Consider the following 24,657-nt stretch of genomic DNA (forward strand, 5'->3'; position numbering starts at 1 on the left):
CCGGTGACACACGCACCGGCCTTCGTGACATCCCGGCCAGGACGGCTGGCTAGACTCTGCAAACCTCAGGCATGGAAGTAGCCGCACATGGACACCCTGGATTTCCCCACCGAGCCCTGGCTCAAGGCCGAAGGCCAGCGCCTGCTGTCTTTCGCCAAGGCCTCGCGGACGGCGCATGGCTTCGCCAGCCTGGACGCACAAGGCCGGCTGCCACCCGGCGCCACCGCCGACACCCTCAACACCGCCCGCATGACCCACAGCTTCGCGCTGGCCCACCTGCAGGGTGAACCCGGCTGCCTGGCGCTGGTCGAGCACGGTGTGGCGGCCTTGCGCGGGCCCTTGCATGACGCCCGCAACGGCGGCTGGTTCGGCGCTCCCTTCGGACTCGGCGACAACGGCAAGGCCGCCTACCTGCATGCCTTCGTCGCCCTGGCCGCCAGTTCTGCCGTGGTGGCGGGCGCCCACGGTGCGCAAGGGTTGCTGGTGGATGCGATCCGCATCATCGAGGCGCGCTTCTGGCGTGAAGAAGAGGGTGCGTTGTGCGAGTCCTACACCAGCGACTGGCAACGCCCTGAAGCCTACCGGGGCGCCAACAGCAACATGCACGCCACCGAAGCGTTCCTGGCCCTGGCCGATGTCACCGGCGACACCCTCTGGCTGGAGCGCGCCCTGCTCATCGCCGAACGCATCATCTACCGGCATGCCGCGATCAACGGCTTTCGCGTCAACGAACATTTCGATACGCACTGGCGACCCTTGGCAGGCTACAACGGCGATAACCCTGCCGATCACTTTCGCCCCCATGGCGTCACGCCCGGCCACGGCTTCGAATGGTCGCGCCTGCTTCTGCACCTGGAGGCGGCGCGGCGCCAGGCCGGGCTGTCGGCGCCCGAGTGGCTGCTGGAATGTGCCCGTGGCCTGTTCGACAGCGCCTGCCGACTGGCATGGAGCGTCGATGGCCAGGAAGGCATTGTCTACACCCTGGACTGGGATGGTCGGCCACAGGTGCGCGAGCGCCTCCACTGGGTGCATGCAGAGGCCAGCGCCAGCGCCGCAGCGCTCTTGCGGCGTACCGGCGAGCAACAGTATGGCCATTGGTACCGGCGCTATTGGCAGTTCATCGACCGCCACCTCATCGACCGCAGTGCCGGCAGCTGGCACCACCAGCTCGACCCTGCGAATAAGCCGGCCGGCACTATCTGGGCCGGCAAGCCGGACCTCTATCACGCCTATCAAGCCGTGTTGTTGCCTGGGCTGGCGCTGGCGCCCAGCCTGGCGACGGGATTGGCGGGCAATGTCACCAAACGATGACATTCACGCATCGCTTCGTTACCTGGCGCAGCGAGCACCCTGTTTAGACTCCATGCAATGCAAGCGATCGACTTGCCGGCATAACAACAAGAAAGGTACTCCGATGAATTCCACGCCCCGTCTCGCTGCCGCGATCTCCCTTGCCGCTGCCCTCCCGCTCAGTGCCTTGGCCGCCGATTCCAAAGGCAGCGTCGAGGTGGTGCACTGGTGGACGTCCGGTGGCGAAAAGGCCGCGGTCGATGTGCTCAAGGCCCAGGTCGAGAAAGATGGCGTCACCTGGAAGGACGGCGCTGTCGCCGGGGGTGGCGGTGCCACGGCAATGACCGTGCTCAAGAGTCGCGCTGTGGCAGGTAACCCGCCTGGCGTGGCCCAGATCAAGGGCCCGGACATCCAGGACTGGGCAGCCACCGGCCTGCTCGACCAGGATGTGCTCAAGGATGTGGCCAAGCAAGAGCAGTGGGACTCGCTGCTCGACAAGAAGGTCGCCGACACCGTGAAGTACGACGGTGACTACGTCGCCGTGCCGGTGAACATCCACCGCATCAACTGGCTGTGGATCAACCCCGAAGTATTCAAGAAGGCCGGCATCGACAAGGCGCCGACCACCCTCGGCGAATTCTACGCTGCCGCCGATAAGCTCAAGACCGCCGGTTTCATCCCGCTCGCCCATGGTGGTCAGCCCTGGCAGGACAGCACCGTGTTCGAAAGCGTGGTGCTGTCGGTGATGGGCGTGGACGGCTACAAGAAAGCCCTGGTCGACCTCGACGACGGCACGCTCAAGGGGCCGGAAATGGTCAAGTCGCTGACCGAGCTGAAGAAGGTCGCCACCTACATGGACCCGGACGGCAAGGGCCAGGACTGGAACCTGGAGGCGGCCAAGGTCATCAACGGCAAGGCGGGCATGCAGATCATGGGCGACTGGGCCAAGAGCGAGTGGACCCTGGCGAAGAAAGTCGCCGGCAAGGACTACGAATGCGTGGCGTTCCCGGGCACCCAAAATGCCTTCCTGTACAACATCGACTCGCTGGTGGTGTTCAAGCAAAAGGACGAAGGCACGGCGGCCGGCCAGCAGGATATTGCGCGCAAGGTGCTGGGGCAGGACTTCCAGAAAGTCTTCAGCACCAACAAGGGCTCGATCCCGGTGCGCAACGACATGCTCGCCGACATGGGCCAAGGCAAGAGCGGCTTCGATGTCTGCGCCGAGACCTCTGCCAAGGATTTCCTGGCCGATGCCAGGAACGGCGGCCTGCAGCCGAGCATGGCGCACAACATGGCCACCACGCTTGCCGTGCAGGGTGCGTTCTTCGATGTGGTGACCAACTACATCAACGACCCGAAGGCCGATCCGACCGATGCGGCGAAGAAACTGGCAGCGGCGGTGAAAGCGGCCAAGTAGCCGGTCTCGAAGCTGTAAACCCGGCCTGCCTTTGTAGGAGCGGGTTTACCCGCGATCCAGGGCGTAGCCCTGGCCATGCACCGCGCCGCATCCATCGCGGGTAAACCCGCTCCTACAGGGGCGCGGTGCTCTCATGATTGTAGGAATCCAACCATGACTACAGCTACCGCCCAACTGCGGGCCTCCCCCCTGGACGCGCTGCAGCGCTGGCTGCCGAAACTGGTACTGGCGCCAAGCATGTTCATCATCCTGGTGGGCTTCTACGGCTACATCCTGTGGACCTTCGTCCTCTCCTTCACCACCTCGACCTTCCTGCCGACCTACAAATGGGCGGGCCTTGCGCAATACGCCCGGCTGTTCGAAAACGACCGCTGGTGGGTGGCGAGCAAGAACCTGCTGGTGTTCGGCGGGCTGTTCATCGCCATCAGCCTGGCCATCGGCGTGTTGCTGGCCGTGCTGCTGGACCAGCGCATCCGCCGCGAAGGCTTCATCCGCACCATTTACCTCTACCCCATGGCGCTGTCGATGATCGTCACCGGCACCGCCTGGAAGTGGCTGCTCAACCCCGGCATGGGCCTGGACAAGCTGCTGCGCGACTGGGGCTGGGAAGGCTTTCGCCTGGACTGGCTGATCGACCCTGACCGGGTGGTGTACTGCCTGGTGATCGCTGCCGTGTGGCAGGCCTCGGGTTTCATCATGGCGATGTTCCTTGCCGGCCTGCGCGGTGTCGATCCGTCGATCATCCGCGCCGCACAGATCGACGGTGCGAGCCTGCCGCGGATCTACTGGACCGTGGTGCTGCCCAGCCTGCGCCCGGTGTTCTTCAGTGCGCTGATGATCCTCTCGCACATCGCCATCAAGAGCTTCGACCTGGTGGCGGCGATGACCGCGGGTGGGCCGGGATATTCGTCCGACCTGCCGGCGATGTTCATGTACTCGTTCACCTTCAGTCGCGGCCAGATGGGCATGGGCTCGGCCAGCGCCATCCTGATGCTCGGGGCGATCCTGGCGATCCTTGTGCCTTACCTGTACTCGGAGCTGCGGAGCAAACGCCATGCATAACCCTGCTGCGAAAACGAGCCCGAGCCGGATTGCCATTCACATCGTGCTGCTGGCGGCTGTGCTGCTGTACCTGGTGCCGCTGGTCGTGATGCTGCTGACCAGTTTCAAGACGCCGGAAGACATCAGCAGCGGCAATCTGCTGAGCTGGCCTGCGGTTGTCACCGGCATCGGCTGGATCAAGGCCTGGGACACGGTGAGCGGCTACTTCTGGAACTCGATCATGATCACCGTGCCGGCGGTGCTGATCTCCACCGCCATTGGCGCGCTGAACGGTTATGTGTTGTCGATGTGGCGCTTCCGGGGTTCGCAGCTGTTCTTCGGGCTGCTGCTGTTCGGCTGCTTCCTGCCGTTCCAGACCGTGCTGCTGCCGGCCTCGTTCACCCTTGGCAAGCTGGGCCTGGCCAGCACCACCGAGGGCCTGGTGCTGGTGCATGTGGTCTATGGCCTGGCGTTCACCACGCTGTTCTTTCGCAACTTCTACGTCAGCGTGCCCGATGCGCTGGTCAAGGCCGCGCGCCTGGATGGCGCCGGGTTCTTCACCATCTTCCGCCGCATCATCCTGCCGATGTCGACGCCGATCATCATGGTCTGCCTGATCTGGCAGTTCACCCAGATCTGGAACGACTTCCTGTTCGGCGTGGTGTTCTCCAGCGGCGATTCGCAACCGATCACCGTGGCCCTCAACAACCTGGTCAACACCAGCACCGGGGCCAAGGAATACAACGTCGACATGGCGGCGGCGATGATCGCCGGCCTGCCAACCCTGCTGGTCTACGTGGTGGCAGGCAAGTATTTCGTCCGCGGGCTCACCGCCGGCGCCGTCAAGGGGTAAGTCATGGCAACGCTTGAACTTCGCAATGTGAACAAGACCTACGGCAGCGGCCTGCCGGACACCCTCAAGGATATCCAGTTGTCGATCCGGGACGGCGAGTTCCTGATCCTGGTCGGGCCTTCCGGCTGTGGCAAATCGACCCTGATGAACTGCATCGCCGGCCTCGAGAACATCACTGGCGGGGCAATCCTGATCAACGACCAGGACGTCAGCGGCATGAGCCCCAAGGACCGCGACATCGCCATGGTTTTCCAGTCCTATGCGCTGTATCCGACCATGAGCGTGCGCGAGAACATCGAGTTCGGCCTGAAGATCCGCAAGATGCCGCAGGCGGCCATCGACGAGGAAGTTGCGCGGGTGGCCAAGCTGCTGCAGATCGAGCACCTGCTGGCACGCAAGCCGGCGCAGCTGTCCGGTGGCCAGCAGCAGCGGGTGGCCATGGGCCGGGCGCTGGCGCGGCGGCCGAAGCTTTACCTGTTCGACGAACCGCTGTCGAACCTCGATGCCAAGCTGCGGGTCGAGATGCGCACCGAAATGAAACTGATGCACCAGCGGCTGAAGACCACCACGGTGTATGTCACCCACGACCAGATCGAGGCGATGACCCTGGGCGACAAGGTGGCGGTGATGAAGGACGGCATCATCCAGCAGTTCGGTACCCCGCAGCAGATCTACAACGACCCGGCCAACCAGTTCGTGGCCAGTTTCATCGGCTCGCCGCCGATGAATTTCATCCCGGTGCGCCTGGCCAGGCAGGACGGGCGCCTGCTGGCCCTGCTCGACAGTGGACAGGCCCGTTGCGAGTTGCCGCTGGGCGTGGCCGGTGAAGGGCTGGAGGACCGCGAAATCATCCTGGGCATCCGCCCGGAGCAGATCACCCTGGGTACGGGGGAGGGCAATGGCCTGCCGGGCATTCGCGCCGAGGTGCAGGTCACCGAGCCTACCGGGCCGGACTTGCTGGTGTTCGTCACCCTCAACCAGACCAAGGTCTGCTGCCGCCTGGCGCCGGATGTGACATGCCGCGTCGGAGACAGCCTGAACCTGCAGTTCGACCCGGCGCGGGTGCTGCTGTTCGACGCTACCAGCGGCGAGCGCCTGGACCTGGGGGCTGGCAACGCATCAGCGAGGGGCAACGTGGCTCACTTCAAGAGCCGATGAATCGTCTACACCAATCAATAAGAAAAAAGAGGACGCAAAGGGATGGAACAGCGCAATCGCATCAGGACCTTGGGCTCGCTTGCCTTGCTTGCCGTGGTCGGCAGCAGTGGCGTCCAAGCCGCCGAGGCCTTCTCCAGCGAGTCGAAATGGATGTCCGGCGACTGGGGTGGCACCCGCACCGAACTGTTGGAAAAAGGCTATGACTTCACCCTCGACTACGTCGGTGAAGTGGCCGGCAACCTCAATGGCGGGTACAACGATGACAAGACCGCTCGCTACAGCGACCAGTTCGCCCTCGGCGCGCACCTCGATCTGCAGAAAATCCTCGGCTGGCATGATGCCGAGTTCAAGCTGGCGATCACTGAACGCAGCGGCCGCAACCTGTCCAACGACCGCATCAGCGACCCGCGTGCCGGGCAGTTCAGCTCGGTGCAGGAAGTGTGGGGCCGTGGCCAGACCTGGCGCCTGACCCAGATGTGGATCAAGCAGAAGTACTTCGACGGTGCCCTCGATGTGAAATTCGGTCGTTTCGGCGAGGGCGAGGACTTCAACAGCTTCCCCTGCGACTTCCAGAACCTGGCCTTCTGCGGCTCGCAGGTGGGCAACTGGGTCGGCGGCATCTGGTACAACTGGCCGGTCAGCCAGTGGGCGCTGCGGGTCAAGTACAACATCACCCCGGAATTCTTCGTCCAGGTCGGTGCCTTCGAGCAGAACCCCTCGAACCTGGAAACCGGCAACGGCTTCAAGCTCAGCGGCAGCGGCACCGAGGGCGCAATCCTGCCGGTGGAGATGGTCTGGTCGCCGAAGGTCAACGACCTGCCCGGCGAGTACCGACTGGGCTACTACTACAGCACGGCCAAGGCCGACGATGTGTTCGACGATGTCAACGGCAACCCCCAGGCGCTCACCGGCGAGGCCTTCAAGTCGCATTCGAGCAAGCACGGCTGGTGGGTGGTGGCCCAGCAGCAGGTCACTGCTCATGCGGGCGACGTCAACCGTGGACTGAGCCTGTTCGCCAACTTCACCGTGCATGACCAGGCGACCAACGTGGTCGACAACTACCAGCAGGTCGGACTGGTCTACAAGGGCGCTTTCGATGCCCGGCCCAAGGACGACATCGGCTTCGGCGTGGCTCGTATCCATGTCAACGACGATGTGAAGAAGCGTGCCGAACTGCTCAACGCCCAAAGTGGCATCGACGATTACGACAACCCCGGCTTCGTGCCGCTGCAACGCACGGAGTACAACGCCGAGCTGTACTACGGCTTCCATGTCACCAACTGGCTGACCGTGCGACCCAACCTGCAGTACATCAAGAGCCCGGGCGCGGTGGACGAGGTGGATAACGCGCTGGTCGCCGGCTTGAAGATTCAGTCGTCATTCTGAGCACAATTGTTGTAAATTTACGCCAATCCAAATCGGCTCCCGACAACCACTGGCTTGCAGTGGTTGTCGGGGATAGGCCGAGACAGCGCTATCTCAAACAACAAGAGCCTGGAACCATGCCCGAACATCCGCTACATCGCTTCTTTTCCTCGCAACGGCCCAGGCCGACCTTCGAGTGGGAGCGTTACCAGCAGCGCGATGTGCTGATCATCGATCATCCCCGCTGCCAGGCAGTGTTCAGCCGCCAGGGGGCGCAATTGCTGCACTTCCAGCCAGCTGGCGAACGGCCCTGGCTATGGTGCGCCGAGCAGTGGCCTCAAGGCGGCGCGATACGCGGTGGCGTGCCAGTGTGCTGGCCCTGGTATGGCCGTCACCCCAGCGAAGACCTGTGGCCGGCGCATGGCTGGGCACGTCTGCTGGACTGGAAGCTGGTGGACAGCCGTGAGGACGAGGAGGGCGTGACGTTGAAGTGGCGCCTGGACCTGTGCGACTGGCAGGTCGACCTGCACGCACGGCTGGGCAGCCGCATGGAGCTGAGCCTGCGCACCGAGCATCAGGACAGCGAGCCCTGTCAGTTGAGCCATGCCCTGCTGGCTTACTGGCGTATCAGTGACGTTTCAGAGATAGCGCTGTCTGGGCTGGAGAATATCGAAGGTTACGACCGTCTGAACCGCCAGGCCTGCCGCGAAGGTGGCGCGCTGAAGCTCAAGGGCGGCTGCCAGAAGGTCTACCCGGGCACGCCCCGGGTGCAGTTGCAGGACCCGGCCTGGCAGCGCGAGCTGTGCATCGATACCGGCGACAGCGATGACACGGTGGTCTGGCACCCTGGAAATCGCCCGTTGATGGGCGTGAGCGGGCGCGAGAGCCAAGGCTTCGTCTGTGTCGAAGCGGCCAGCGGCAGCGGCGAGGGGCTGAGCCTGGCGCCAGGCCAGCGTGCGCATTTGCGGCTGCAGGCGCACCGGCTCAGTTGAGGTCGTCGTCTTCGAGCGGGTAGCGGCTGGCGTTCAGGCTCTCCTTGATCTTGCGCAGGTGTGGCTGGAAGTCCACGCCGCGGCGCAGGGTCATGCCGGTGGCCAGTACGTCGAGCACGGTCAGTTGGATGATCCGCGAGGTCATCGGCATGTAGATGTCGGTGTCTTCCGGCAGCGGGATATGCAGGCTCAGGCTGCAGGCCTTGGCCAGCGGCGAGTCGGCGGCAGTCAGGCCGAGCACCGAGGCGCCGTTCTCGCGGGCTAGGCGGGCCACCTCCACCAGTTCGCGGGTACGGCCGGTGTAGGAGATGATCACGAACAGGTCGCCGGTGTGGGCCACCGAGGCCAGCATGCGTTGCATGAGCACATCGGCATGGGCCGACACGGCCAGGTTGAAGCGGAAGAACTTGTGCTGGGCGTCCAGCGCCACCGGGGCCGAGGCACCGAGGCCGAAAAAGTGGATCTGCCGGGCCTGGATCATCATGTCCACGGCGCGGCTGACCTGTTGCGGGTCGAGTTGCTGGCAGGCGGCGTCGAGCGAGGCGATGGCGCTGCCGAAGATTTTCTGGGTATAGGCCGCCGGGTCGTCGTCGGCCTCCACCGCGCGGCTGACATAGGCCGCACCGCTGGCCAGGCTCTGCGCCAGTTGCAGTTTGAGCTCAGGGTAGCCGCTGACGTCGAACGAGCGGCAGAAGCGGTTCACGGTCGGCTCGCTGACCTTGGCCGCCTGGGCCAGCGCGGCAATGCTGAAGCGGGTTGCTTGTTGCGGGTTGAGCAGGATGACTTCGGCGACTTTGCGTTCGGCCTTGTTCAGCTCGTCGAGGCGTCCCTGGATCTGTTCCAGGAGGTTTCGCACGCGGTCCATGGGGGTGTCCTTGGGTCGGGAAGACAGCCGGCTGACGGAGCAGCAGGCCTCTTGCAGGGTCGTCTATCGTACTGACGGTGCGGGTGGTGCACCACTTGTCTGTAACCTTTGTGTGTAATGTTGTGGTTTTTACTACATTTTTCCTTGAAAACCGTATGTGAAAGCGGTATTCCTAGACCAACTTTAGGAAAGAACCAACATCATGGCTGCGATCAGTGTCGAACCTTGCACCTTTGCCCTGTTTGGCGCCCTGGGCGACCTGGCATTGCGCAAGCTGTTTCCTGCGCTCTACCAGCTCGACCGCGCCAATCTCCTGCATGCCGATACCCGTCTGCTGGCGCTGGCCCGCGAGGCCGGCAGCGCCCAGGAGCACCTCGATACCATCGAGGCCCACCTGCGCCGGCATGTCTCGCAAGCCGAGCTGGAGCCTGCGGCGCTGGGCCGTTTTCTCGCTCGCCTGAGCTACCAGCACCTGGACTTCCTGCAGCCCGAGGGCTACCTGGCCCTGGCCGAGCAGGTGCCCGCCGGGCTGCCGCTGATCGCCTACTTTGCCACGGCCGCCGCCGTGTATGGCGCCATTTGCGAAAACCTGGACAAGGCCGGCCTGGCCCCGCGCACCCGGGTAGTGCTGGAAAAGCCCATCGGTCACGACCTGGAGTCGTCGCGCCGGGTCAACGATGCCGTGGCGCGCTTTTTCCCGGAAAGCCGGGTGTACCGGATCGACCATTACCTGGGCAAGGAGACGGTGCAGAACCTGATCGCCCTGCGCTTTGCCAACAGCCTGTTCGAAACCCAATGGAACCAGAACTCGATTTCCCATGTGGAGATCACCGTGGCCGAAAAGGTCGGTATCGAAGGCCGCTGGGGCTATTTCGACAAGGCCGGGCAGCTGCGTGACATGATCCAGAACCACCTGCTGCAGTTGCTGTGTCTGATCGCCATGGACCCACCCAGCGATCTGTCGGCCGACAGCATCCGCGACGAGAAGGTCAAGGTGCTCAAGGCCCTGGCTCCGATCACCGGCGATGGCTTGAGCACCCGTGTGGTGCGTGGCCAGTACATTGCTGGCTACAGCGACGGCAAGGCGGTGCCGGGCTACCTGGAAGAAGACAACGCCAACGCCCAGAGCGACACTGAAACCTTCGTCGCCCTGCGCGCCGACATCCGCAACTGGCGCTGGTCCGGCGTGCCGTTCTACCTGCGTACCGGCAAGCGCATGCCGCAGAAGCTGTCGCAGATCGTCATCCATTTCAAGGAAACACCGCATTACATCTTCGCGCCGGAACAGCGTTTGCAGATCGGTAACAAACTGATCATCCGCCTGCAGCCGGACGAAGGTATCTCTCTGCGGGTGATGACCAAGGAGCAGGGGCTGGACAAGGGCATGCAGCTGCGTAGCGGCCCGCTGCAACTGAATTTTTCCGACACCTGGCGCAGCGCGAGGATTCCGGATGCCTACGAGCGCTTGTTGCTCGAAGTGATGCGCGGCAACCAGAACCTGTTCGTGCGCAAGGACGAGATCGAGTATGCCTGGAAGTGGTGCGACCAGTTGATCGCCGGCTGGCGTGACGCGGGCGATGTGCCCAAGCCTTACGCGGCAGGGTCCTGGGGGCCGATGAGCTCGATTGCACTGATCACCCGCGACGGGAGGACATGGTATGGGGATATCTGAACTGAAATTGCCGGTAACCGTGAAGGTACACGAGCTGACGGATGCCAGCGTGCTCGCGGCCACCTTGGCCGGCGATGTGGCGGCGCGTCTGCGCTCGGCCATCGCCGCCAGGGGCGAGGCCTGCGTGGTGCTGTCCGGTGGGCGCAGCCCGGTGCCGTTCCTGGAAAAGCTGGCCTGTGAAGATCTGGACTGGACCAAGGTCACTGTCAGCCTGGCCGATGAGCGCTGGGTGCCGGTAGAGCACGCTGACAGCAACGCTGGCCTGTTGGCCCGCCACCTGCTCAAGGGCGCGGCGGCCAAGGCACGCTTCATCGGCTTGTACCAGCAGGCTTCGAGCCTCGAGGCCGCTGCGGACAAGGCCGACCAGGCCCTGGCTGCGCTGCCTGCGATCGATGTGCTGGTGCTGGGCATGGGCGACGATGGCCATACCGCCTCGCTGTTTCCCGCCAGCCCCAACCTGGCCGCAGGCCTGGACCCGGTCGGCCAGCGGCGCTGTCTGCCATTGCTGGCACCGGCTGTCCCGCACCAGCGCCTGTCGCTGACCCGCTCGCTACTGGCCAGTGCTTCCTTCATCGCGCTGTCCGTGCAAGGGCAGGGCAAACTCGCTACCCTGCGCGCCGCGCTGGCTGGCAACGACCTTACTGAAATGCCGATTCGCGCTTTTCTTCACGACCCCCTGGACATCTACTGGTGCCCATGAGCCAAGGATCTACTGTCATGACCACCCTTGAACGCCCGCAGCCCAAGCTCTCGATGGCCGAGAAAGCGGCACGGATCGACGCCATCTGCGAGAAGGCGCGCATCCTGCCGGTGATCACCATCGCCCGTGAGGAAGACATTTTGCCGCTGGCCGATGCGCTGGCCGCAGGGGGCATCCGCACCCTGGAAGTGACCTTGCGCTCCAGGCACGGCCTGAAGGCCATCCAGGTGTTGCGCGAGCAGCGTCCTGAGTTGTGTGTCGGTGCTGGCACCGTGCTTGACCGCAGCATGTTTGCGGCCGTTGAAGCGGCGGGCGCGCAGTTCGTCGTGACCCCGGGCATTACCCAGGACATTCTCGAAGCGGGCGTGGACAGTGAGATCCCGCTGTTGCCGGGTATCAGCACGCCGTCCGAGATCATGATGGGCTACGCGCTGGGCTACCGCCGTTTCAAGCTGTTCCCGGCGGAAATAAGCGGTGGCGTGGCAGCGATCAAGGCCTTTGCCGGGCCGTTCGGTGATATTCGCTTCTGTCCCACTGGCGGCGTGAATCCGGCGAACGTACGCAACTACATGGCGCTGCCCAATGTGATGTGCGTGGGCGGCACCTGGATGCTCGACAGCAGCTGGATCAAGAACGGCGACTGGGCGCGGATCGAAGCGTGCAGCGCGGAGGCGATGGCGCTGCTGGACGCCAACTGAAACTGTTGTGTGCTTTACGGCTTGTGGGGCGCTTGGTCGGCGCCCCTTTTTTTGCCTGCAGATTTTGTGTTGCATGTACTGGCCCTATCGCTGGCTTGTCAGCGATAGGGCCAGCGCAGGCAATAAAAAGCCCGCATCATGGATGCGGGCTTCAGAACAACTACCAACAGCTTACGCCGCCTTGGCTTCCTGCTGGCTCAGCGACCGGTTCAGCGCACTGAACAGCGCCTTGAAGCTGGCCGTGGTGATGTTTTCATCGATACCCACGCCATGCACCGGACGACCACCGGCCACGCGCAGTTCGATATAGGCCGCCGCCTTGGCGTTGGTGCCGGCACCGATGGCGTGCTCGTTGTAGTCCATGATCTCCACGGCAATCGGCAAGCCGGCCACCAGGGCTTCCAGGGCGCCGTTGCCCTTGCCGCGCCAGTGCAGGGTGGTTTCGCCTTCGCCGGCGACTTCCACTTCCACGGCGCTGTTGCCGTTCTCTTCCTGCAGACGGTGGCTGACCAGCGCATACGGGGCGTTGGCCTGGAGGTATTCCTTGTGCAGCAGGCTGTAGATCTGCTGGGCAGTCATTTCCAGGCCCAGGCGGTCGGTTTCACCCTGCACCACCTGGCTGAATTCGATCTGCATGCGGCGCGGCAGGCTGATGCCGTATTCCTGCTCGAGCAGGTAGGTGATGCCGCCCTTGCCGGACTGGCTGTTGACGCGGATCACCGCCTCGTAGCTGCGGCCGATGTCGGCCGGGTCGATCGGCAGGTACGGCACTTCCCACAGCTCGCTGTCCTGCTGCTTGGCGAAGCCCTTGCGGATGGCGTCCTGGTGCGAGCCGGAGAAGGCGGTGTGAACCAGGTCGCCGACATACGGGTGACGTGGGTGCACCGGCAGCTGGTTGCATTCCTCGACCACCTTGCGCACGCCGTCGATGTCGGAGAAGTCCAGCTCAGGGTCGATACCCTGGGTGTAGAGGTTCAGCGCCAGGGTCACCAGGTCGACGTTGCCGGTGCGCTCGCCGTTGCCGAACAGGCAGCCTTCGGCGCGGTCGGCGCCGGCCATCAGGCCCAGCTCGGTGGCGGCGATGCCGGTGCCACGGTCGTTGTGGCAGTGCAGGCTGATGATCACGCTGTCACGGCGGGTGATGTTGCGGCAGAACCACTCGATCTGGTCGGCGTAGATGTTCGGCGTGGCGACTTCGACGGTGGCCGGCAGGTTGAGGATGACCTTGTGCTCAGGGGTCGGGTTCCATACCTCGATGACCGCGTCGCAGACTTCCTTGGCGAACTCCAGCTCCGTGGCGCTGAAGGTCTCCGGCGAGTACTGGAAGGTCCACTGGGTTTCCGGCTGCTGGGCAGCGTATTTGACGAACAGCTTGGCGGCATTCACCGCGATGTCCTTCACGCCTTGCTTGTCCTGGTTGAAGACGATGCGGCGGAACGACGGGCTGGTGGCGTTGTACAGGTGGACGATGGCCTTCTTGGCCCCGCGCAGCGACTCGAAGGTACGCGCGATCAGGTCTTCACGGGCCTGGGTCAGCACCTGGATGGTGGTGTCGTCCGGGATGTGGCCGTCTTCGATCAACATGCGCACGAAGTCGAAGTCGGTCTGCGAAGCGGACGGGAACGATGCTTCGATTTCCTTCACGCCAACCTGCACCAGGGTCTTCCAGAAACGCAGCTTCTTCTCCGAGTCCATCGGCTCGATCAGCGACTGGTTGCCATCACGCAGGTCGGAGCTGCACCAGATCGGCGCGGCGGTGATGGTCTTCGACGGCCAGGTACGGTCAGGCAGGTCGATGGTCGGGAAAGCGCGGTACTTTTTCGATGGGTCTTTGAGCATGGTCATGGAAGCAATCCTTTTGTGTGCGGCCGAGATCGGGCCTGCCGGGCAGTAACGAGATGAAGAGGCGAGGCGACGCGATTCAGCCTGGTAGTCGGGCGCTGACCAGGCAGAGGCTGCGATGTTGTCGGAGCAGGATGAGGGTGCTGAAGGTTTTCATGCCTTCAACCCTAACCAGTGGGGTGGGGGATGGCAAGTGCTCGCGGAAAATTGAGAGGAATGCTTAAAAAAAGCTTGATCGCGAGATTTTATAGCTTGAATTCCTTTCAAGATTTTAGCGGGTTGCGCTGAATTTTTTGATCGCGCAAGACAGGGGAAGTGATGGCGAGGGTGCCGGCGATGCAGGCGCTGCGGTCTCAGGGCTGGAACGCGCCGATGAAGATCGCCGGATCCACTCGCGCATCATTGAGGCTGACATTCCAGTGCATGTGCGGGCCGGTTGCGCGCCCTGTCGAACCCACCCGACCCACCACATCCCCACGGCGCAGTGCCTGCCCGACATTCACATCGATCTTCGACATATGGCAGAACATGCTGATGAAGCCCTGCCCATGGTCGACGAACACCGTGCGGCCATTGAAGAAATAGTCGCCCACCAGGATCACCTTGCCATTGGCGGGCGTCTTGATCGGCGTGCCTGCCGGTACCGCAAAATCCAGGCCTGCGTGCGGGTTGCGCTCCTCGCCATTGAAGAAGCGGCGCACCCCAAACTTGCTGGAGAGCGGTCCGCTGACAGGCTTGTCGAGCACCAGGTTGCTCGGCAGGGTGGGGCTGAAGCTGCGGTAGGCCTTGATCTGCTCGGCCAGTTCGCGGTCGATGCGCTTGAGGTCGGCCGGGTCGGGGTTGACCTGGCGCTTGTTCTTCAAGGTGATGTGCTGTTCCGGGTACTTCTTGCTGCCCACTCTGAAGGTCAGGTCGCGACCACCCTGGCTCAGCACGGCAGTGCCGGGCTTCTGCGTCAGCGGGATGCCGACGATGGCCAGCCAGTTGTCCTGTTCCTTCACCACCAGCACCGGCTTGCCGTCGAAGCGCGCGCTCGGCGCTGTGGACGCAGGCCCCAGGTCGACCACGGCGACGCCACCAGGTACCGGTTTGTTCAGGGTGCGGGTGATGTAGCTGGCCTGGGCGCCGCCCGCCAGCAGCAACAGGGAAATGGCAAGCAAGGGCGCGAACAGGCGGGGCATGTGTCAGTCCAGTAGAGAAAGGGTGACCGGAGTCAGGTGGTTGTCCTCGACCCGCACCTGCAACTCGCCTTCGTTCAGGCGGGCAGTCAGGCGCTGGCCGTTGCGGGTCTGCGCGGCGCTGCGGATGGCTTGGCCACGTTCGTCGAGCAGGATGCTGTAGCCCCGCGCCAGGGTGGCCAGCGGGCTGACCACCTGCAAGGTCTGCAACTGCGCCTGAAAGCGCTGTCGGCGGTCCCTGAGCACTTCGCGCATGGCCCGCGGCAAGCGTTCGGCGAGGCTGTCCAGGCGCTGAGCCAGCAGTTTCAGGGTTCGGCCCGGATGCTGCGCAGCCAGTCGCGTGTCCAGGCGTGCCAGGCGCTCGTGGCGCTGGTTGAGGTTGAGCATGAAGGCTCGGCGCAGGCGCATGTCCAGGTCGTCGAGGCGCTGGGCCTGTTGACGCAGGCGTTCGCCAGGATGGCGCAGGCGTCGGGCGAGCGAGTCCACCCGCAGGCGGTCATGGCTCAGGCGGTTCTGCATGCGCAGCAGCAGGCGCCGCTGCAGGCTGTCCAGGCGTTGCTGCAGGCCACTGCTGTCGGGGGCCAGCAGCTCGGCGGCGGCCGAAGGCGTGGGGGCGCGCACGTCGGCCACGAAGTCGCTGATCGATACATCGGTTTCATGCCCCACGGCGCTGACGATCGGCGTCACGCAGGCGGCCACCGCACGTGCCACGGCTTCTTCGTTGAAGCACGACAGGTCTTCCAGCGAACCGCCGCCACGGGCCAGGATCAGGGCATCGAAGCCAAGCCGGTCGGCCTGCTGCAAGGCACGGACGATCTGGTTGATCGCCTCGCGGCCCTGCACGGCGGTGGGAATCAGGTTCAGCTCGACCTGGGGGGCGCGGCGGCCGAACACGCTGATGATGTCGCGGATCACGGCGCCGGTGGGCGAGGTGATGATGCCGATGCGTCGTGGATGGGCGGGCAGCGGCTTCTTGCGTTCGGCGCTGAACAGGCCCTCGGCGCCGAGCTTTTCCTTCAATGCTTCGAAGGCCAGCCGCAGGGCGCCATCGCCGGCAGGTTCCACCGTGTCGAGGATCAGCTGGTAGTCGCCACGGCCTTCGAACAGCGAAACCTTGCCCCGTACCCGTACCGCCAAACCGTCGCGCAAGGCCTGGCGCACGCGGGTGGCGTTCTGGCGGAACAGCGCGCAACGCACCTGGGCACCGCTGTCCTTGAGGGTGAAGTACATGTGGCCGGAGGCCGGGCGGGCGAGGTTGGAAATCTCGCCTTCCACCCAGACGCTGCGGAACACGTCTTCCAGCAGCACCCGGGCGCGGCCGTTGAGCTGGCTGACGGTGAGGACCTCGCGGTCCAGGCCGAGTCGTTCGAAGGGGTCTTTGATCATGGCGGGCATCATAAAGGACAAGGTGCCTGGTTGTCTGTCCCGGCCTCATCGCCGGCAAGCCGGCTTCCACAGCGCCGGCAGCGCTGCTTGCCGGCGATAGGGCCCTCAGCCCTGCAGTGCAGCCAGAAACTGGCGCACCATCTGCCCCGCGTCCCGCCGGCAAGCCAGTGCCACGCTACTGTCACAGCCGCCTTCCAGCGCCACGAAGCTGACCGACGCCGGTGCGATGTCACGCATGCACGCCGGCAGCAACGCCACCCCGAACCCCGCCTGAATCAGTTGCAGTTGGGTGGTCTTGCGTGACACCACCTGCGCCGCCTGCGGGAAAAAGCCCGCACTCATGCACAAGGAAGCAGACAGGTAGCTCAGCCCACCGCGATCCCGGTGCGGGATGGATATGAAGCGTTCTTCGCGCAACTGCTGCAGCTTCACCTTCGCCGCCCCGGCCAGCGGGTGTTCGGCGGCGACTGCCAGCAGCAGCGGCTCACTGAACAGTTCATGCAATACCACGCCTTCGTGCTGACGCAGCACCGGCAACCGCAACAGACCAATGTCCAGCCGGCCCGCGGCGATGTCCTCCAGTTGCCCCTCCGAAGACTGTTGCGCAATCGCCAGCGAAACCCCCGGGTTGTCGTGCAGGTAAGCACCCAGCCGCACCAGCAGCGTGCCGGTCAGGGGCACGGTGCTGGAATGGTTCACGCGCAAGCTGCCTTGCAGCCCGTCGCCGATGTCGCGCGTGACACGCTCGGCCTGTGCCAGGTCGGCCAGCAAGCGCCGGGCCCGCTCCATGAAGGCCTGGCCGGCCGGGGTCAGGTTTGGCAAGCGCGCGGTGCGCTCGAACAATGGCGTGCCCAGTTGCTGTTCAAGTGCCTTGATCTGTCGGCTCAATGCCGACTGGGCGATGTACAGTCGCTCGGCGGCGGCGCTGAAGCTGCCGCACTCGGCGATTTCGACGAAGTAACGCAGCTGGCGAATTGACGTCATGTCATGCCTTTTCGAGATGAGTGTGGCGCTAAAGGCATATTAGTCGGCATGGCTCCTGGCTGGCTAATCTTCGCCTGACTTTCCCTGGAATCCCGCCATGTTCGCTCAACTGTCCTATTCCGGCCTTGACTGGCTGCCCATCCTGCTCGGTGTCGGCGTGGCCTACATCGTCTTCGGCATTGCCGGATTCGGCACCGCGCTGGTCGCAGGCCCGGTGCTGATCCACTTCATGCCACTGTCGCGCATCATCCCGCTGCTGGTGCTGCTGGATTTCGTCGCTGCCTTCGGCAACCTGCTACCGTCGCGTCGGGATGTGGTGCGTGGCGAGTTGCTGCGCCTGTTGCCGTGCATGGCCGTCGGCTGCACCCTGGGCGTGGTGTTTCTGTTGCGGCTCAAGTCCGATCTGCTGGTGCTGCTCATGGGCCTGTTCATCACCGCCTATGCACTCTATATGCTGGCGGTGAAAGTGCGCCCGGTCAGGCTGTCAGGTTTCTGGGTCGTACCGATGGGCACGATGGGTGGCCTTTTCGGCGCACTGTTCGGCAGTGGCGGGTTTCTCTACGCCCTGTACCTGAGTGCGCGGCTGGAAGTGAAAGAACAAGTTCGCGCGACCCAGAGCGCGCTCATCAGTTGCAGCACCGTGGTGCGCCTGTCGTTGTTCCTGATCGCCGGGGTCTACACCGATACCCGCCTTCTGCTGCTCGCTGCCTGCCTCTTGCCGGTGATGTTCATCGGTCTGTGGATCGGCCGCCGGCTGATCCTGAAATTGTCCCGCGAAGCCTTCGTGCGGTTGATCACCTGGCTGGTGCTGGCCAGCGGCCTGGCGCTGATTGGTCGCTACCTGAGTGCCTGAGCGGTAGAATTGCGCCATTACCGCAATCCCCAGGCCCGTTTCGCCAATGAACACCCAGAGCATCATCGTTCCCAAGCTTTCCACCGTGCCGGTGCATGAGGCACGCGCCCGCGCCATTCTGCGCTGGCTGGTGCGCGAGAAAATCGTCGAAGAGCAACTGACCACCTGCGGTCGCACCGGCAACCGCATGGGCCATGCCCTGGCCGCCGGTGCGCGCAAGATTGCGCTGCACCCGGAGAGGCTGCCGTTCGGCGGGCAGGTCAATGGCCTGGAAGTGATGCTCAAGCGCTGCATCTACACGCCTACCGAAGGTTTCCTGGAAGAAGCCGGCTGCCCGGAGTGCCGGCGCGAGGTTGGCGAGCCGCTGTTCGAGAGCCTGGAAGAGTGGATGCCGGGGGTGAGCGACAACTTCACCTGCCCGCTGTGCGGCTTCGAGGACGACATCAATGGCTTCATCTACCTGCAGCCATGTGCCTTTTCCAACCTGGGATTCATCTTCAACAACTGGGGCGAGGCCGGTTTCACCCAGGCCTTTCTCGACAGCTTCGCCGACTGGCTCGACCAGCCAGTGACGGTGGTGCAGGTAAAACTGCCAGAACGCTGACCGAAGGCCCTTATTTTGCATTGAGCGGCGCGCCGTGGATGAGTATAATGGCGCGCTTCCATTTTTTCCCGCCCGGGAGCCCCCGCGATGTTGCGTATCAGCCAAGAAGCCCTGACCTTCGACGATATTCTCCTTGTACCTGGCTATTCCGAGGTACTGCCCAATGAAGTCAGTCTCAAGACCCGTTTGACCCGTGGCATCGAGCTGAACATTCCGCTGGTTTCCGCCGCCATGGATACCGTGACCGAAGCGCGCCTGGCCATCGCCATGGCCCAGGAAGGCGGTATCGGCATCATCCACAAGAACATGACCATCGAACAGCAGGCCGGCGAAGTGCGCAAGGTCAAGAAGTTCGAGGCTGGCGTGGTCAAGGACCCGATCACCATCGACGCCGACGCCACCGTACGCGACCTGTTCGACCTGACCCGCCTGAACAACATCTCCGGTGTGCCGGTACTGGCCAACGGCGACCTGGTCGGCATCGTCACCTCCCGTGACGTGCGCTTCGAAACCCGCCTGGATGCCAAGGTGCGTGAGGTGATGACGCCGAAAGAGCGTCTGGTCACCGTCCGCGAAGGCGCCGACAAGAACGAAGTCCGCGAGCTGCTGCACAAGCATCGCCTGGAAAAAGTCCTGATCGTCGACGACAAGTTCACCCTCAAGGGCATGATGACCGTCAAGGACATCGAAAAGGCCAAGGCCTACCCGCTGGCCAGCAAGGACGACCAGGGTCGCCTGCGCGTCGGCGCTGCCGTCGGTACCGGCAAGGATACCGGCGAGCGCGTTGCCGCCCTGGTTGCCGCCGGCGTTGACGTCGTCGTTGTCGACACTGCCCACGGCCACTCCAAGGGCGTGATCGATCGCGTTCGCTGGGTCAAGGAAACCTACCCGCAAGTGCAGGTGATCGGCGGCAACATCGCCACCGGCGCTGCCGCCAAGGCCCTGGCTGAAGCCGGCGCCGACGCCGTCAAGGTCGGTATCGGCCCAGGCTCGATCTGCACCACCCGCATCGTTGCCGGTGTCGGCGTACCGCAGATCAGCGCCATCGCCAACGTCGCCGCCGCACTGGAAGGCACTGGCGTGCCACTGATCGCCGACGGCGGTATCCGCTTCTCGGGCGACCTGTCCAAGGCCATCGTCGCCGGTGCTTCCTGCGTGATGATGGGTTCGATGTTCGCCGGTACCGAAGAAGCCCCGGGCGAAGTCGAGCTGTTCCAGGGCCGTTCCTACAAGGCCTACCGCGGCATGGGCTCGCTGGGTGCAATGGCGCAGGCGCAAGGCTCCTCCGACCGTTACTTCCAGGACTCCTCGGCCGGTGCCGAGAAGCTGGTTCCTGAAGGCATCGAAGGCCGTGTGCCGTACAAGGGCGCCCTGGCTGCGATCATCCACCAGCTGATGGGCGGCCTGCGGTCGTCCATGGGCTACACCGGCAGCGCGACCATCGAAGAGATGCGTACCAAGCCGGAGTTCGTGCGCATCACCGGTGCCGGCATGGCCGAGTCCCACGTGCATGACGTGCAGATCACCAAAGAAGCCCCTAACTACCGGGTCGGCTGACGCCTCCAGCAGGTTAGCGACAAGCTTCAAGCTACAAGCGGTAGTTGCCCTTCTGCAGCTGCCGCGTTTTCCCCGATCAACTTGCAGCTTGCGGCTTGACGCTTGCAACTGCATCAGAGATTGAGTCATGGCCCTCGACATTCACGCTCACCGCATCCTGATCCTCGATTTCGGATCCCAGTACACCCAGTTGATCGCTCGCCGCGTTCGCGAGATCGGTGTCTACTGCGAGCTGCATCCGTTCGACATGGACGATGAAGCGATCCGCGAATTCAACCCGCGCGGCATCATCCTCGCCGGCGGCCCCGAGTCGGTCCACGAAGCCAACAGCCCGCGCGCCCCGCAGGCCGTGTTCGACCTGAACGTACCGCTGCTGGGCATCTGCTACGGCATGCAGACCATGGCCGAGCAGATGGGCGGCAAGGTCGAAGGTTCCGACCTGCGCGAGTTCGGTTACGCCCGCGTCGACGTGGTCGGCAAGAGCCGCCTGCTCGACGGCATCGAAGACCATGTCGATGACGACGGCGTACTGGGCCTGGACGTGTGGATGAGCCACGGCGACAAGGTCACCCAGATGCCGGGCAACTTCCACGTGCTGGCCAGCACCCCGAGCTGCCCGATCGCCGGCATGTTCGACGATGCCCGCGGCTACTACGGCGTGCAGTTCCATCCGGAAGTGACCCACACCAAGCAGGGCGGTCGCATCCTGTCCCGCTTCGTGCAGGACATCTGTGGCTGTGAAGCCCTGTGGACGCCTTCCAACATCGTCGAAGACGCCATCGCCCAGGTGCGTGAGCAAGTCGGTTCGGCCAACGTCCTGCTCGGCCTGTCCGGCGGCGTCGACAGCTCCGTGGTTGCCGCGCTGCTGCACCGCGCCATCGGCGACCAGCTGACCTGCGTGTTCGTCGACAACGGCCTGCTGCGCCTGCACGAAGGCGACCAGGTGATGGCCATGTTCAAGGAGAACATGGGCGTCAAGGTGATCCGTGCCGATGCCGAGAAGCAGTTCCTCGACAACCTGGAAGGCGAAGCCGACCCCGAGAAGAAGCGCAAGATCATCGGCCGCACCTTCATCGACGTGTTCGACGCCGAAGCCAGCAAGCTGGACAACATCCAGTTCCTCGCCCAGGGCACCATCTACCCGGACGTGATCGAGTCGGCAGGCGCCAAGAGCGGCAAGGCCCACGTGATCAAGTCGCACCACAACGTCGGCGGCCTGCCGGAGGAAATGAACCTCAAGCTGGTCGAGCCACTGCGTGAACTGTTCAAGGACGAAGTACGCAAGATCGGCCTGGAACTGGGCCTGCCTTACGACATGGTCTACCGCCACCCGTTCCCGGGCCCGGGCCTGGGCGTGCGTATCCTGGGTGAAGTGAAGAAGGAATACGCCGACATCCTGCGTCGTGCCGACCACATCTTCATCGAAGAGCTGCGCAAGGCCGACTGGTACCACAAGACCAGCCAGGCGTTCGTGGTATTCCAGCCGGTCAAGTCGGTCGGCGTCGTCGGCGACGGTCGTCGCTACGCCTGGGTCGTGGCCCTGCGTGCCGTCGAGACCGTGGACTTCATGACCGCGCGCTGGGCGCACCTGCCGTACGAACTGCTGGAGACCGTCAGCGGCCGTATCATCAACGAAATCGACGGCATCTCCCGCGTCACCTACGACGTGTCGAGCAAGCCGCCAGCCACCATCGAGTGGGAATGAGTTGAGCCACAAGGGCGCCGCAAGGCGCCCTTGTCGTATCCGGTTGCAAGGTATACTCGCCGTTCAAGGGCGGGTGTAGCGCAAGCCGCGGCGCGACAGGGCGTCGCGCAACTGAGCTAGGCCATCCACATGGCGCCCGCTGATCCATGGCCAGTCAGGCTTGTCGATATGGAGATAACGCCCGTCCTCGCGCACCCGGGTGTATTTCAATTGCCCGTTGTTGCTGCGATGCACCAGGCTCAACTGAAACCGCTGAAAGTCCGTGGGCTGCTTTCGGCGGTGTTGAAGCGGTTGAGATGGACCTGATCAGGATCCAGCTGCGCCTGTTGGCGCTTGATCAGGATGGACATAGCGGTTTCGCGCGCCATCTGGCGCATGTCCGGGCAGGCGGCAACCAGCGGCGAGGCCATGGTCCGAAGCTGCTGGAGGGTTTGTTGTTGCGCTGGGGAGAAGTCCATGGCATTTGCTCGACGAGGGAAAGTCGCCGAGCCTGCATCGGCAGAGGGGCCTGGTAGAGGTAGATATTGCTTTGTGGTGAAAGTACTGCGACAACACTTCACTTAATATTTCCCATTTGCAGGTGTATCGTATTCGCCCTTCATCGCCGGCCGCTGCTGGCAGACTGATTGCGCAGAACACGAGGTACCTGCACCGATGTCCTTCACTCGTCGACAAATGCTCAAGGGCCTGACTGGCCTCGCTGTGGTAGGCCTGGGCGCCGGAGGCGCGGCGCGCTACTGGCTGGGCAAGGTCGAGGACGAGAATGCCGGGCATGACTACGAGCTGATTGCCGCGCCGCTGGACGTGGAGCTGGTGCCCGGTTTCAAGACCGAGGCCTGGGCGTTTGGCCCGTCGGCGCCGGGCACCGAACTGCGGGTACGCCAGGGCACTTGGCTGCGGGTGCGCTTCATCAACCATCTGCCGGTCGAGACCACCATTCACTGGCACGGCATCCGCCTGCCGCTGGAAATGGATGGCGTGCCTTACGTGTCGCAACTGCCGGTCAAGCCGGGCGAGTATTTCGACTACAAGTTCCGCGTGCCGGATGCCGGCAGCTACTGGTACCACCCGCACGTCAGCAGCTCGGAAGAGCTCGGCCGCGGCCTGGTCGGGCCGCTGATCGTCGAGGAGCGCGAGCCCACCGGTTTCCTCCATGAACGCACCATGAGCCTGAAGAACTGGCATGTGGATGAGCAGGGCGCCTGGCTGCCATTCAGCATCCCCCGCGAAGCTGCGCGTAACGGCACCGCCGGGCGGCTGATCACCATCAACGGCCAGGCCGACTCGGTCACCGAGCTACCGGCCGGGCAAGTGGTGCGTCTGCGTCTGCTGAACCTGGACAATACCTGGACCTACCGCCTCAACCTCAAGGGCAACTGCGAGGCAAAGATCTACGCCCTCGACGGCAACCCGGTGACCCCCCGGCCGATGGACGACGACTACTGGCTGGGGCCAGGCATGCGCATCTGCCTGGCGATTCGCATTCCCGAGGCAGGCGAGGAAATCTCCTTGCGTGATGGCTTCGTGCGTCTGGGCACCCTGCGTTCGGTAGCCGGCAACGACGCGCCGAGCGACTGGCCGCCGGCACTGCCGCCCAACCCGGTAGCCGAGCCAGACCTGGAGAATGCCGAGAAGCTGAACTTCAATTTCGAATGGGTCGGCAAGGTCTCGGTGAACACCGAGAATGGTAAGCCGCCAAGCCTGTGGCAGATCAACGGCCAGGCCTGGGACATCACCGACAAGACCTGCGCCGACCGCCCGATCGCCACGTTGCAGAAGGGCAAGAGCTACATCCTCGAGCTGAAGAACATGACCCAGTACCAGCACCCGATCCACTTGCATGGCATGAGTTTCAAGGTGATCGCCTCCAATCGCCGTGAAATCGTCGAGCCGTGGTTCACCGACACCTACCTGCTGGGCAAGAACGAGCGCGCCCAGGTGGCACTGGTGGCGGATAACCCGGGGACCTGGATGTTCCACTGCCATGTCATCGACCACATGGAAACCGGCCTGATGGCCGCGATCGCGGTGGTCTGATGCGCCCGCAGATCGTCGATCGCAGCCGCGATCAGGAATTCATGCGCCTGGCCCTGGCCTTGGCAGCCGAGGGTGCCGCGCTGGGCGAGGTGCCGGTGGGCGCGGTGCTGGTGCAGCATGGCCAGGTGATCGGGCAGGGCTTCAACCGGCCGATCATCGACAGCGACCCCAGCGCCCATGCCGAGATGGTGGCGATCCGTGCGGCGGCGAAGTCCGCCAGCAATTACCGGCTGCCGGGTAGCACCCTGTATGTGACGCTGGAGCCCTGCAGCATGTGCGCCGGCTTGATCGTGCATTCACGGGTGGCACGGGTGGTGTACGGGGCGCTGGAGCCCAAGGCGGGGATCGTGCAGAGCCAGGGACAGTTCTTCAGCCAGGGCTTTCTGAATCATCGGGTGATGTTCGAGGGTGGCGTGCTGGCCGAGCAATGCGGGCAGATCCTGAGCGAGTTCTTCAAGGC

The 24,657-nt window shown here is 63.9% G+C and carries 23 protein-coding genes; 16 read left to right on the top strand and 7 right to left on the bottom strand.

The features are described 5' to 3' along the window. Positions 1-87: 87 nt before the first annotated feature. From PPL01S_RS01755 to PPL01S_RS01785, 7 genes are all read left to right on the top strand, one after another. A complete protein-coding gene (locus tag PPL01S_RS01755; RefSeq protein ID WP_016392802.1) occupies positions 88-1,311 on the top strand; it encodes a D-mannose isomerase in 1,224 nt (407 codons plus the stop codon). Between the two features lie 103 nt (positions 1,312-1,414). Continuing rightward, complete coding sequence (locus PPL01S_RS01760) at positions 1,415-2,707, top strand: ABC transporter substrate-binding protein (protein WP_028625191.1); 1,293 nt, start codon at positions 1,415-1,417, stop codon at positions 2,705-2,707. A 153-nt stretch (positions 2,708-2,860) separates the two neighbouring features. Continuing rightward, entirely contained in the window at positions 2,861-3,769 is a 909-nt protein-coding gene (locus PPL01S_RS01765) for a carbohydrate ABC transporter permease (RefSeq protein ID WP_016392804.1), read from the top strand. Further along, on the top strand, positions 3,762-4,601 hold the full coding sequence (locus PPL01S_RS01770) for a carbohydrate ABC transporter permease (protein ID WP_016392805.1): 840 nt from the start codon (positions 3,762-3,764) through the stop codon (positions 4,599-4,601). Before PPL01S_RS01765 ends, PPL01S_RS01770 begins: the two co-directional genes overlap by 8 nt. Before the next feature lie 3 nt (positions 4,602-4,604). After that, a complete protein-coding gene (locus PPL01S_RS01775; protein WP_016392806.1) occupies positions 4,605-5,759 on the top strand; it encodes an ABC transporter ATP-binding protein in 1,155 nt (384 codons plus the stop codon). 42 nt (positions 5,760-5,801) lie between these two features. After that, the gene (locus PPL01S_RS01780) at positions 5,802-7,145 is read left to right on the top strand and encodes a carbohydrate porin (protein ID WP_016392807.1); all 1,344 of its coding nucleotides are present in this window, start codon (positions 5,802-5,804) and stop codon (positions 7,143-7,145) included. A 116-nt stretch (positions 7,146-7,261) separates the two neighbouring features. Next, positions 7,262-8,116 (top strand): D-hexose-6-phosphate mutarotase, encoded by an 855-nt coding sequence (locus PPL01S_RS01785; protein ID WP_028625192.1) that lies wholly within the window; start codon positions 7,262-7,264, stop codon positions 8,114-8,116. Here the strand turns inward: PPL01S_RS01785 and hexR are convergent. After that, positions 8,109-8,972, bottom strand: coding sequence for a DNA-binding transcriptional regulator HexR (gene hexR, locus PPL01S_RS01790; RefSeq protein WP_171817231.1), 864 nt, complete (start codon positions 8,970-8,972; stop codon positions 8,109-8,111). The genes PPL01S_RS01785 and hexR overlap by 8 nt on opposite strands. A gap of 211 nt (positions 8,973-9,183) precedes the next feature. Here hexR and zwf point away from each other — a divergent pair, with 211 nt between their 5' ends. From zwf to PPL01S_RS01805, 3 genes are read left to right on the top strand one after another with little or no spacing between them, the layout of a single operon-like run. Further along, positions 9,184-10,653: a glucose-6-phosphate dehydrogenase gene (gene zwf / locus PPL01S_RS01795; RefSeq protein ID WP_016392810.1), complete on the top strand. Its 1,470-nt coding sequence runs from the start codon at positions 9,184-9,186 to the stop codon at positions 10,651-10,653. Then, positions 10,640-11,353, top strand: coding sequence for a 6-phosphogluconolactonase (pgl, locus tag PPL01S_RS01800; RefSeq protein ID WP_028625193.1), 714 nt, complete (start codon positions 10,640-10,642; stop codon positions 11,351-11,353). The genes zwf and pgl overlap by 14 nt, the downstream gene beginning before the upstream one ends. Positions 11,354-11,370: 17 nt before the next feature. Continuing rightward, on the top strand, positions 11,371-12,051 hold the full coding sequence (locus tag PPL01S_RS01805) for a bifunctional 4-hydroxy-2-oxoglutarate aldolase/2-dehydro-3-deoxy-phosphogluconate aldolase (RefSeq protein ID WP_016392812.1): 681 nt from the start codon (positions 11,371-11,373) through the stop codon (positions 12,049-12,051). 171 nt (positions 12,052-12,222) lie between these two features. Here the strand turns inward: PPL01S_RS01805 and leuA are convergent, their stop codons facing one another. From leuA to PPL01S_RS01825, 4 genes are all read right to left on the bottom strand, one after another. Continuing rightward, complete coding sequence (gene leuA, locus PPL01S_RS01810) at positions 12,223-13,896, bottom strand: 2-isopropylmalate synthase (protein WP_016392813.1); 1,674 nt, start codon at positions 13,894-13,896, stop codon at positions 12,223-12,225. Between the two features lie 350 nt (positions 13,897-14,246). After that, entirely contained in the window at positions 14,247-15,074 is an 828-nt protein-coding gene (locus tag PPL01S_RS01815; RefSeq protein ID WP_016392814.1) for a M23 family metallopeptidase, read from the bottom strand. Between the two features lie 3 nt (positions 15,075-15,077). Then, positions 15,078-16,457 carry an exodeoxyribonuclease VII large subunit gene (xseA, locus tag PPL01S_RS01820; RefSeq protein ID WP_028625194.1) on the bottom strand — a complete coding sequence of 460 codons (1,380 nt, stop codon included), beginning with the start codon at positions 16,455-16,457 and terminating at the stop codon, positions 15,078-15,080. Positions 16,458-16,562: 105 nt separating this feature from the next. Beyond that, complete coding sequence (locus tag PPL01S_RS01825; RefSeq protein ID WP_028625195.1) at positions 16,563-17,441, bottom strand: LysR family transcriptional regulator; 879 nt, start codon at positions 17,439-17,441, stop codon at positions 16,563-16,565. A 97-nt stretch (positions 17,442-17,538) separates the two neighbouring features. Between PPL01S_RS01825 and PPL01S_RS01830 the strand changes: the two genes are divergently transcribed. The 4 genes from PPL01S_RS01830 (at position 17,539) to guaA (ending at position 22,160) form a co-directional block, all read left to right on the top strand. Beyond that, complete coding sequence (locus PPL01S_RS01830; RefSeq protein WP_016392817.1) at positions 17,539-18,294, top strand: sulfite exporter TauE/SafE family protein; 756 nt, start codon at positions 17,539-17,541, stop codon at positions 18,292-18,294. Between the two features lie 46 nt (positions 18,295-18,340). Then, on the top strand, positions 18,341-18,898 hold the full coding sequence (locus PPL01S_RS01835) for a hypothetical protein (protein WP_016392818.1): 558 nt from the start codon (positions 18,341-18,343) through the stop codon (positions 18,896-18,898). Positions 18,899-18,985: 87 nt separating this feature from the next. Then, positions 18,986-20,455 carry an IMP dehydrogenase gene (guaB, locus tag PPL01S_RS01840; RefSeq protein WP_016392819.1) on the top strand — a complete coding sequence of 490 codons (1,470 nt, stop codon included), beginning with the start codon at positions 18,986-18,988 and terminating at the stop codon, positions 20,453-20,455. A gap of 127 nt (positions 20,456-20,582) precedes the next feature. Beyond that, a complete protein-coding gene (gene guaA / locus PPL01S_RS01845; RefSeq protein ID WP_016392820.1) occupies positions 20,583-22,160 on the top strand; it encodes a glutamine-hydrolyzing GMP synthase in 1,578 nt (525 codons plus the stop codon). A gap of 63 nt (positions 22,161-22,223) precedes the next feature. On the opposite strand, the gene PPL01S_RS01850 is transcribed toward guaA, so the two are convergent. Then, positions 22,224-22,394: a hypothetical protein gene (locus tag PPL01S_RS01850; protein WP_162180275.1), complete on the bottom strand. Its 171-nt coding sequence runs from the start codon at positions 22,392-22,394 to the stop codon at positions 22,224-22,226. A 5-nt stretch (positions 22,395-22,399) separates the two neighbouring features. Then, complete coding sequence (locus PPL01S_RS24995; protein ID WP_144062864.1) at positions 22,400-22,618, bottom strand: hypothetical protein; 219 nt, start codon at positions 22,616-22,618, stop codon at positions 22,400-22,402. Positions 22,619-22,814: 196 nt separating this feature from the next. On the opposite strand from PPL01S_RS24995, the gene PPL01S_RS01855 reads away from it, so the two are divergent. Further along, on the top strand, positions 22,815-24,197 hold the full coding sequence (locus PPL01S_RS01855; RefSeq protein ID WP_016392823.1) for a multicopper oxidase family protein: 1,383 nt from the start codon (positions 22,815-22,817) through the stop codon (positions 24,195-24,197). Then, the coding region (gene tadA / locus PPL01S_RS01860) for a tRNA adenosine(34) deaminase TadA (RefSeq protein WP_042155221.1) at positions 24,197-24,657 on the top strand (461 nt) is incomplete at its 3' end. The genes PPL01S_RS01855 and tadA, both read left to right, overlap by 1 nt.

This window comes from Pseudomonas plecoglossicida NBRC 103162 = DSM 15088 (assembly GCF_000730665.1).
GTDB classification, from domain to species: Bacteria; Pseudomonadota; Gammaproteobacteria; order Pseudomonadales; family Pseudomonadaceae; genus Aquipseudomonas; species Aquipseudomonas plecoglossicida.

Coding starts and splice junctions, on each gene's coding strand:
- PPL01S_RS24995 (WP_144062864.1), bottom strand. CDS start 22,618: ATGGACTTCTCCCCAGCGCAACAACAAACCCTCCAGCAGCTTCGGACC.
- PPL01S_RS01760 (WP_028625191.1), top strand. CDS start 1,415: ATGAATTCCACGCCCCGTCTCGCTGCCGCGATCTCCCTTGCCGCTGCC.
- zwf (WP_016392810.1), top strand. CDS start 9,184: ATGGCTGCGATCAGTGTCGAACCTTGCACCTTTGCCCTGTTTGGCGCC.
- PPL01S_RS01775 (WP_016392806.1), top strand. CDS start 4,605: ATGGCAACGCTTGAACTTCGCAATGTGAACAAGACCTACGGCAGCGGC.
- PPL01S_RS01785 (WP_028625192.1), top strand. CDS start 7,262: ATGCCCGAACATCCGCTACATCGCTTCTTTTCCTCGCAACGGCCCAGG.
- PPL01S_RS01830 (WP_016392817.1), top strand. CDS start 17,539: ATGTTCGCTCAACTGTCCTATTCCGGCCTTGACTGGCTGCCCATCCTG.
- PPL01S_RS01825 (WP_028625195.1), bottom strand. CDS start 17,441: ATGACGTCAATTCGCCAGCTGCGTTACTTCGTCGAAATCGCCGAGTGC.
- PPL01S_RS01805 (WP_016392812.1), top strand. CDS start 11,371: ATGACCACCCTTGAACGCCCGCAGCCCAAGCTCTCGATGGCCGAGAAA.
- xseA (WP_028625194.1), bottom strand. CDS start 16,457: ATGATCAAAGACCCCTTCGAACGACTCGGCCTGGACCGCGAGGTCCTC.
- leuA (WP_016392813.1), bottom strand. CDS start 13,896: ATGACCATGCTCAAAGACCCATCGAAAAAGTACCGCGCTTTCCCGACC.
- guaB (WP_016392819.1), top strand. CDS start 18,986: ATGTTGCGTATCAGCCAAGAAGCCCTGACCTTCGACGATATTCTCCTT.
- guaA (WP_016392820.1), top strand. CDS start 20,583: ATGGCCCTCGACATTCACGCTCACCGCATCCTGATCCTCGATTTCGGA.
- PPL01S_RS01755 (WP_016392802.1), top strand. CDS start 88: ATGGACACCCTGGATTTCCCCACCGAGCCCTGGCTCAAGGCCGAAGGC.
- PPL01S_RS01780 (WP_016392807.1), top strand. CDS start 5,802: ATGGAACAGCGCAATCGCATCAGGACCTTGGGCTCGCTTGCCTTGCTT.
- PPL01S_RS01855 (WP_016392823.1), top strand. CDS start 22,815: ATGTCCTTCACTCGTCGACAAATGCTCAAGGGCCTGACTGGCCTCGCT.
- pgl (WP_028625193.1), top strand. CDS start 10,640: ATGGGGATATCTGAACTGAAATTGCCGGTAACCGTGAAGGTACACGAG.
- PPL01S_RS01815 (WP_016392814.1), bottom strand. CDS start 15,074: ATGCCCCGCCTGTTCGCGCCCTTGCTTGCCATTTCCCTGTTGCTGCTG.
- PPL01S_RS01770 (WP_016392805.1), top strand. CDS start 3,762: ATGCATAACCCTGCTGCGAAAACGAGCCCGAGCCGGATTGCCATTCAC.
- PPL01S_RS01765 (WP_016392804.1), top strand. CDS start 2,861: ATGACTACAGCTACCGCCCAACTGCGGGCCTCCCCCCTGGACGCGCTG.
- PPL01S_RS01835 (WP_016392818.1), top strand. CDS start 18,341: ATGAACACCCAGAGCATCATCGTTCCCAAGCTTTCCACCGTGCCGGTG.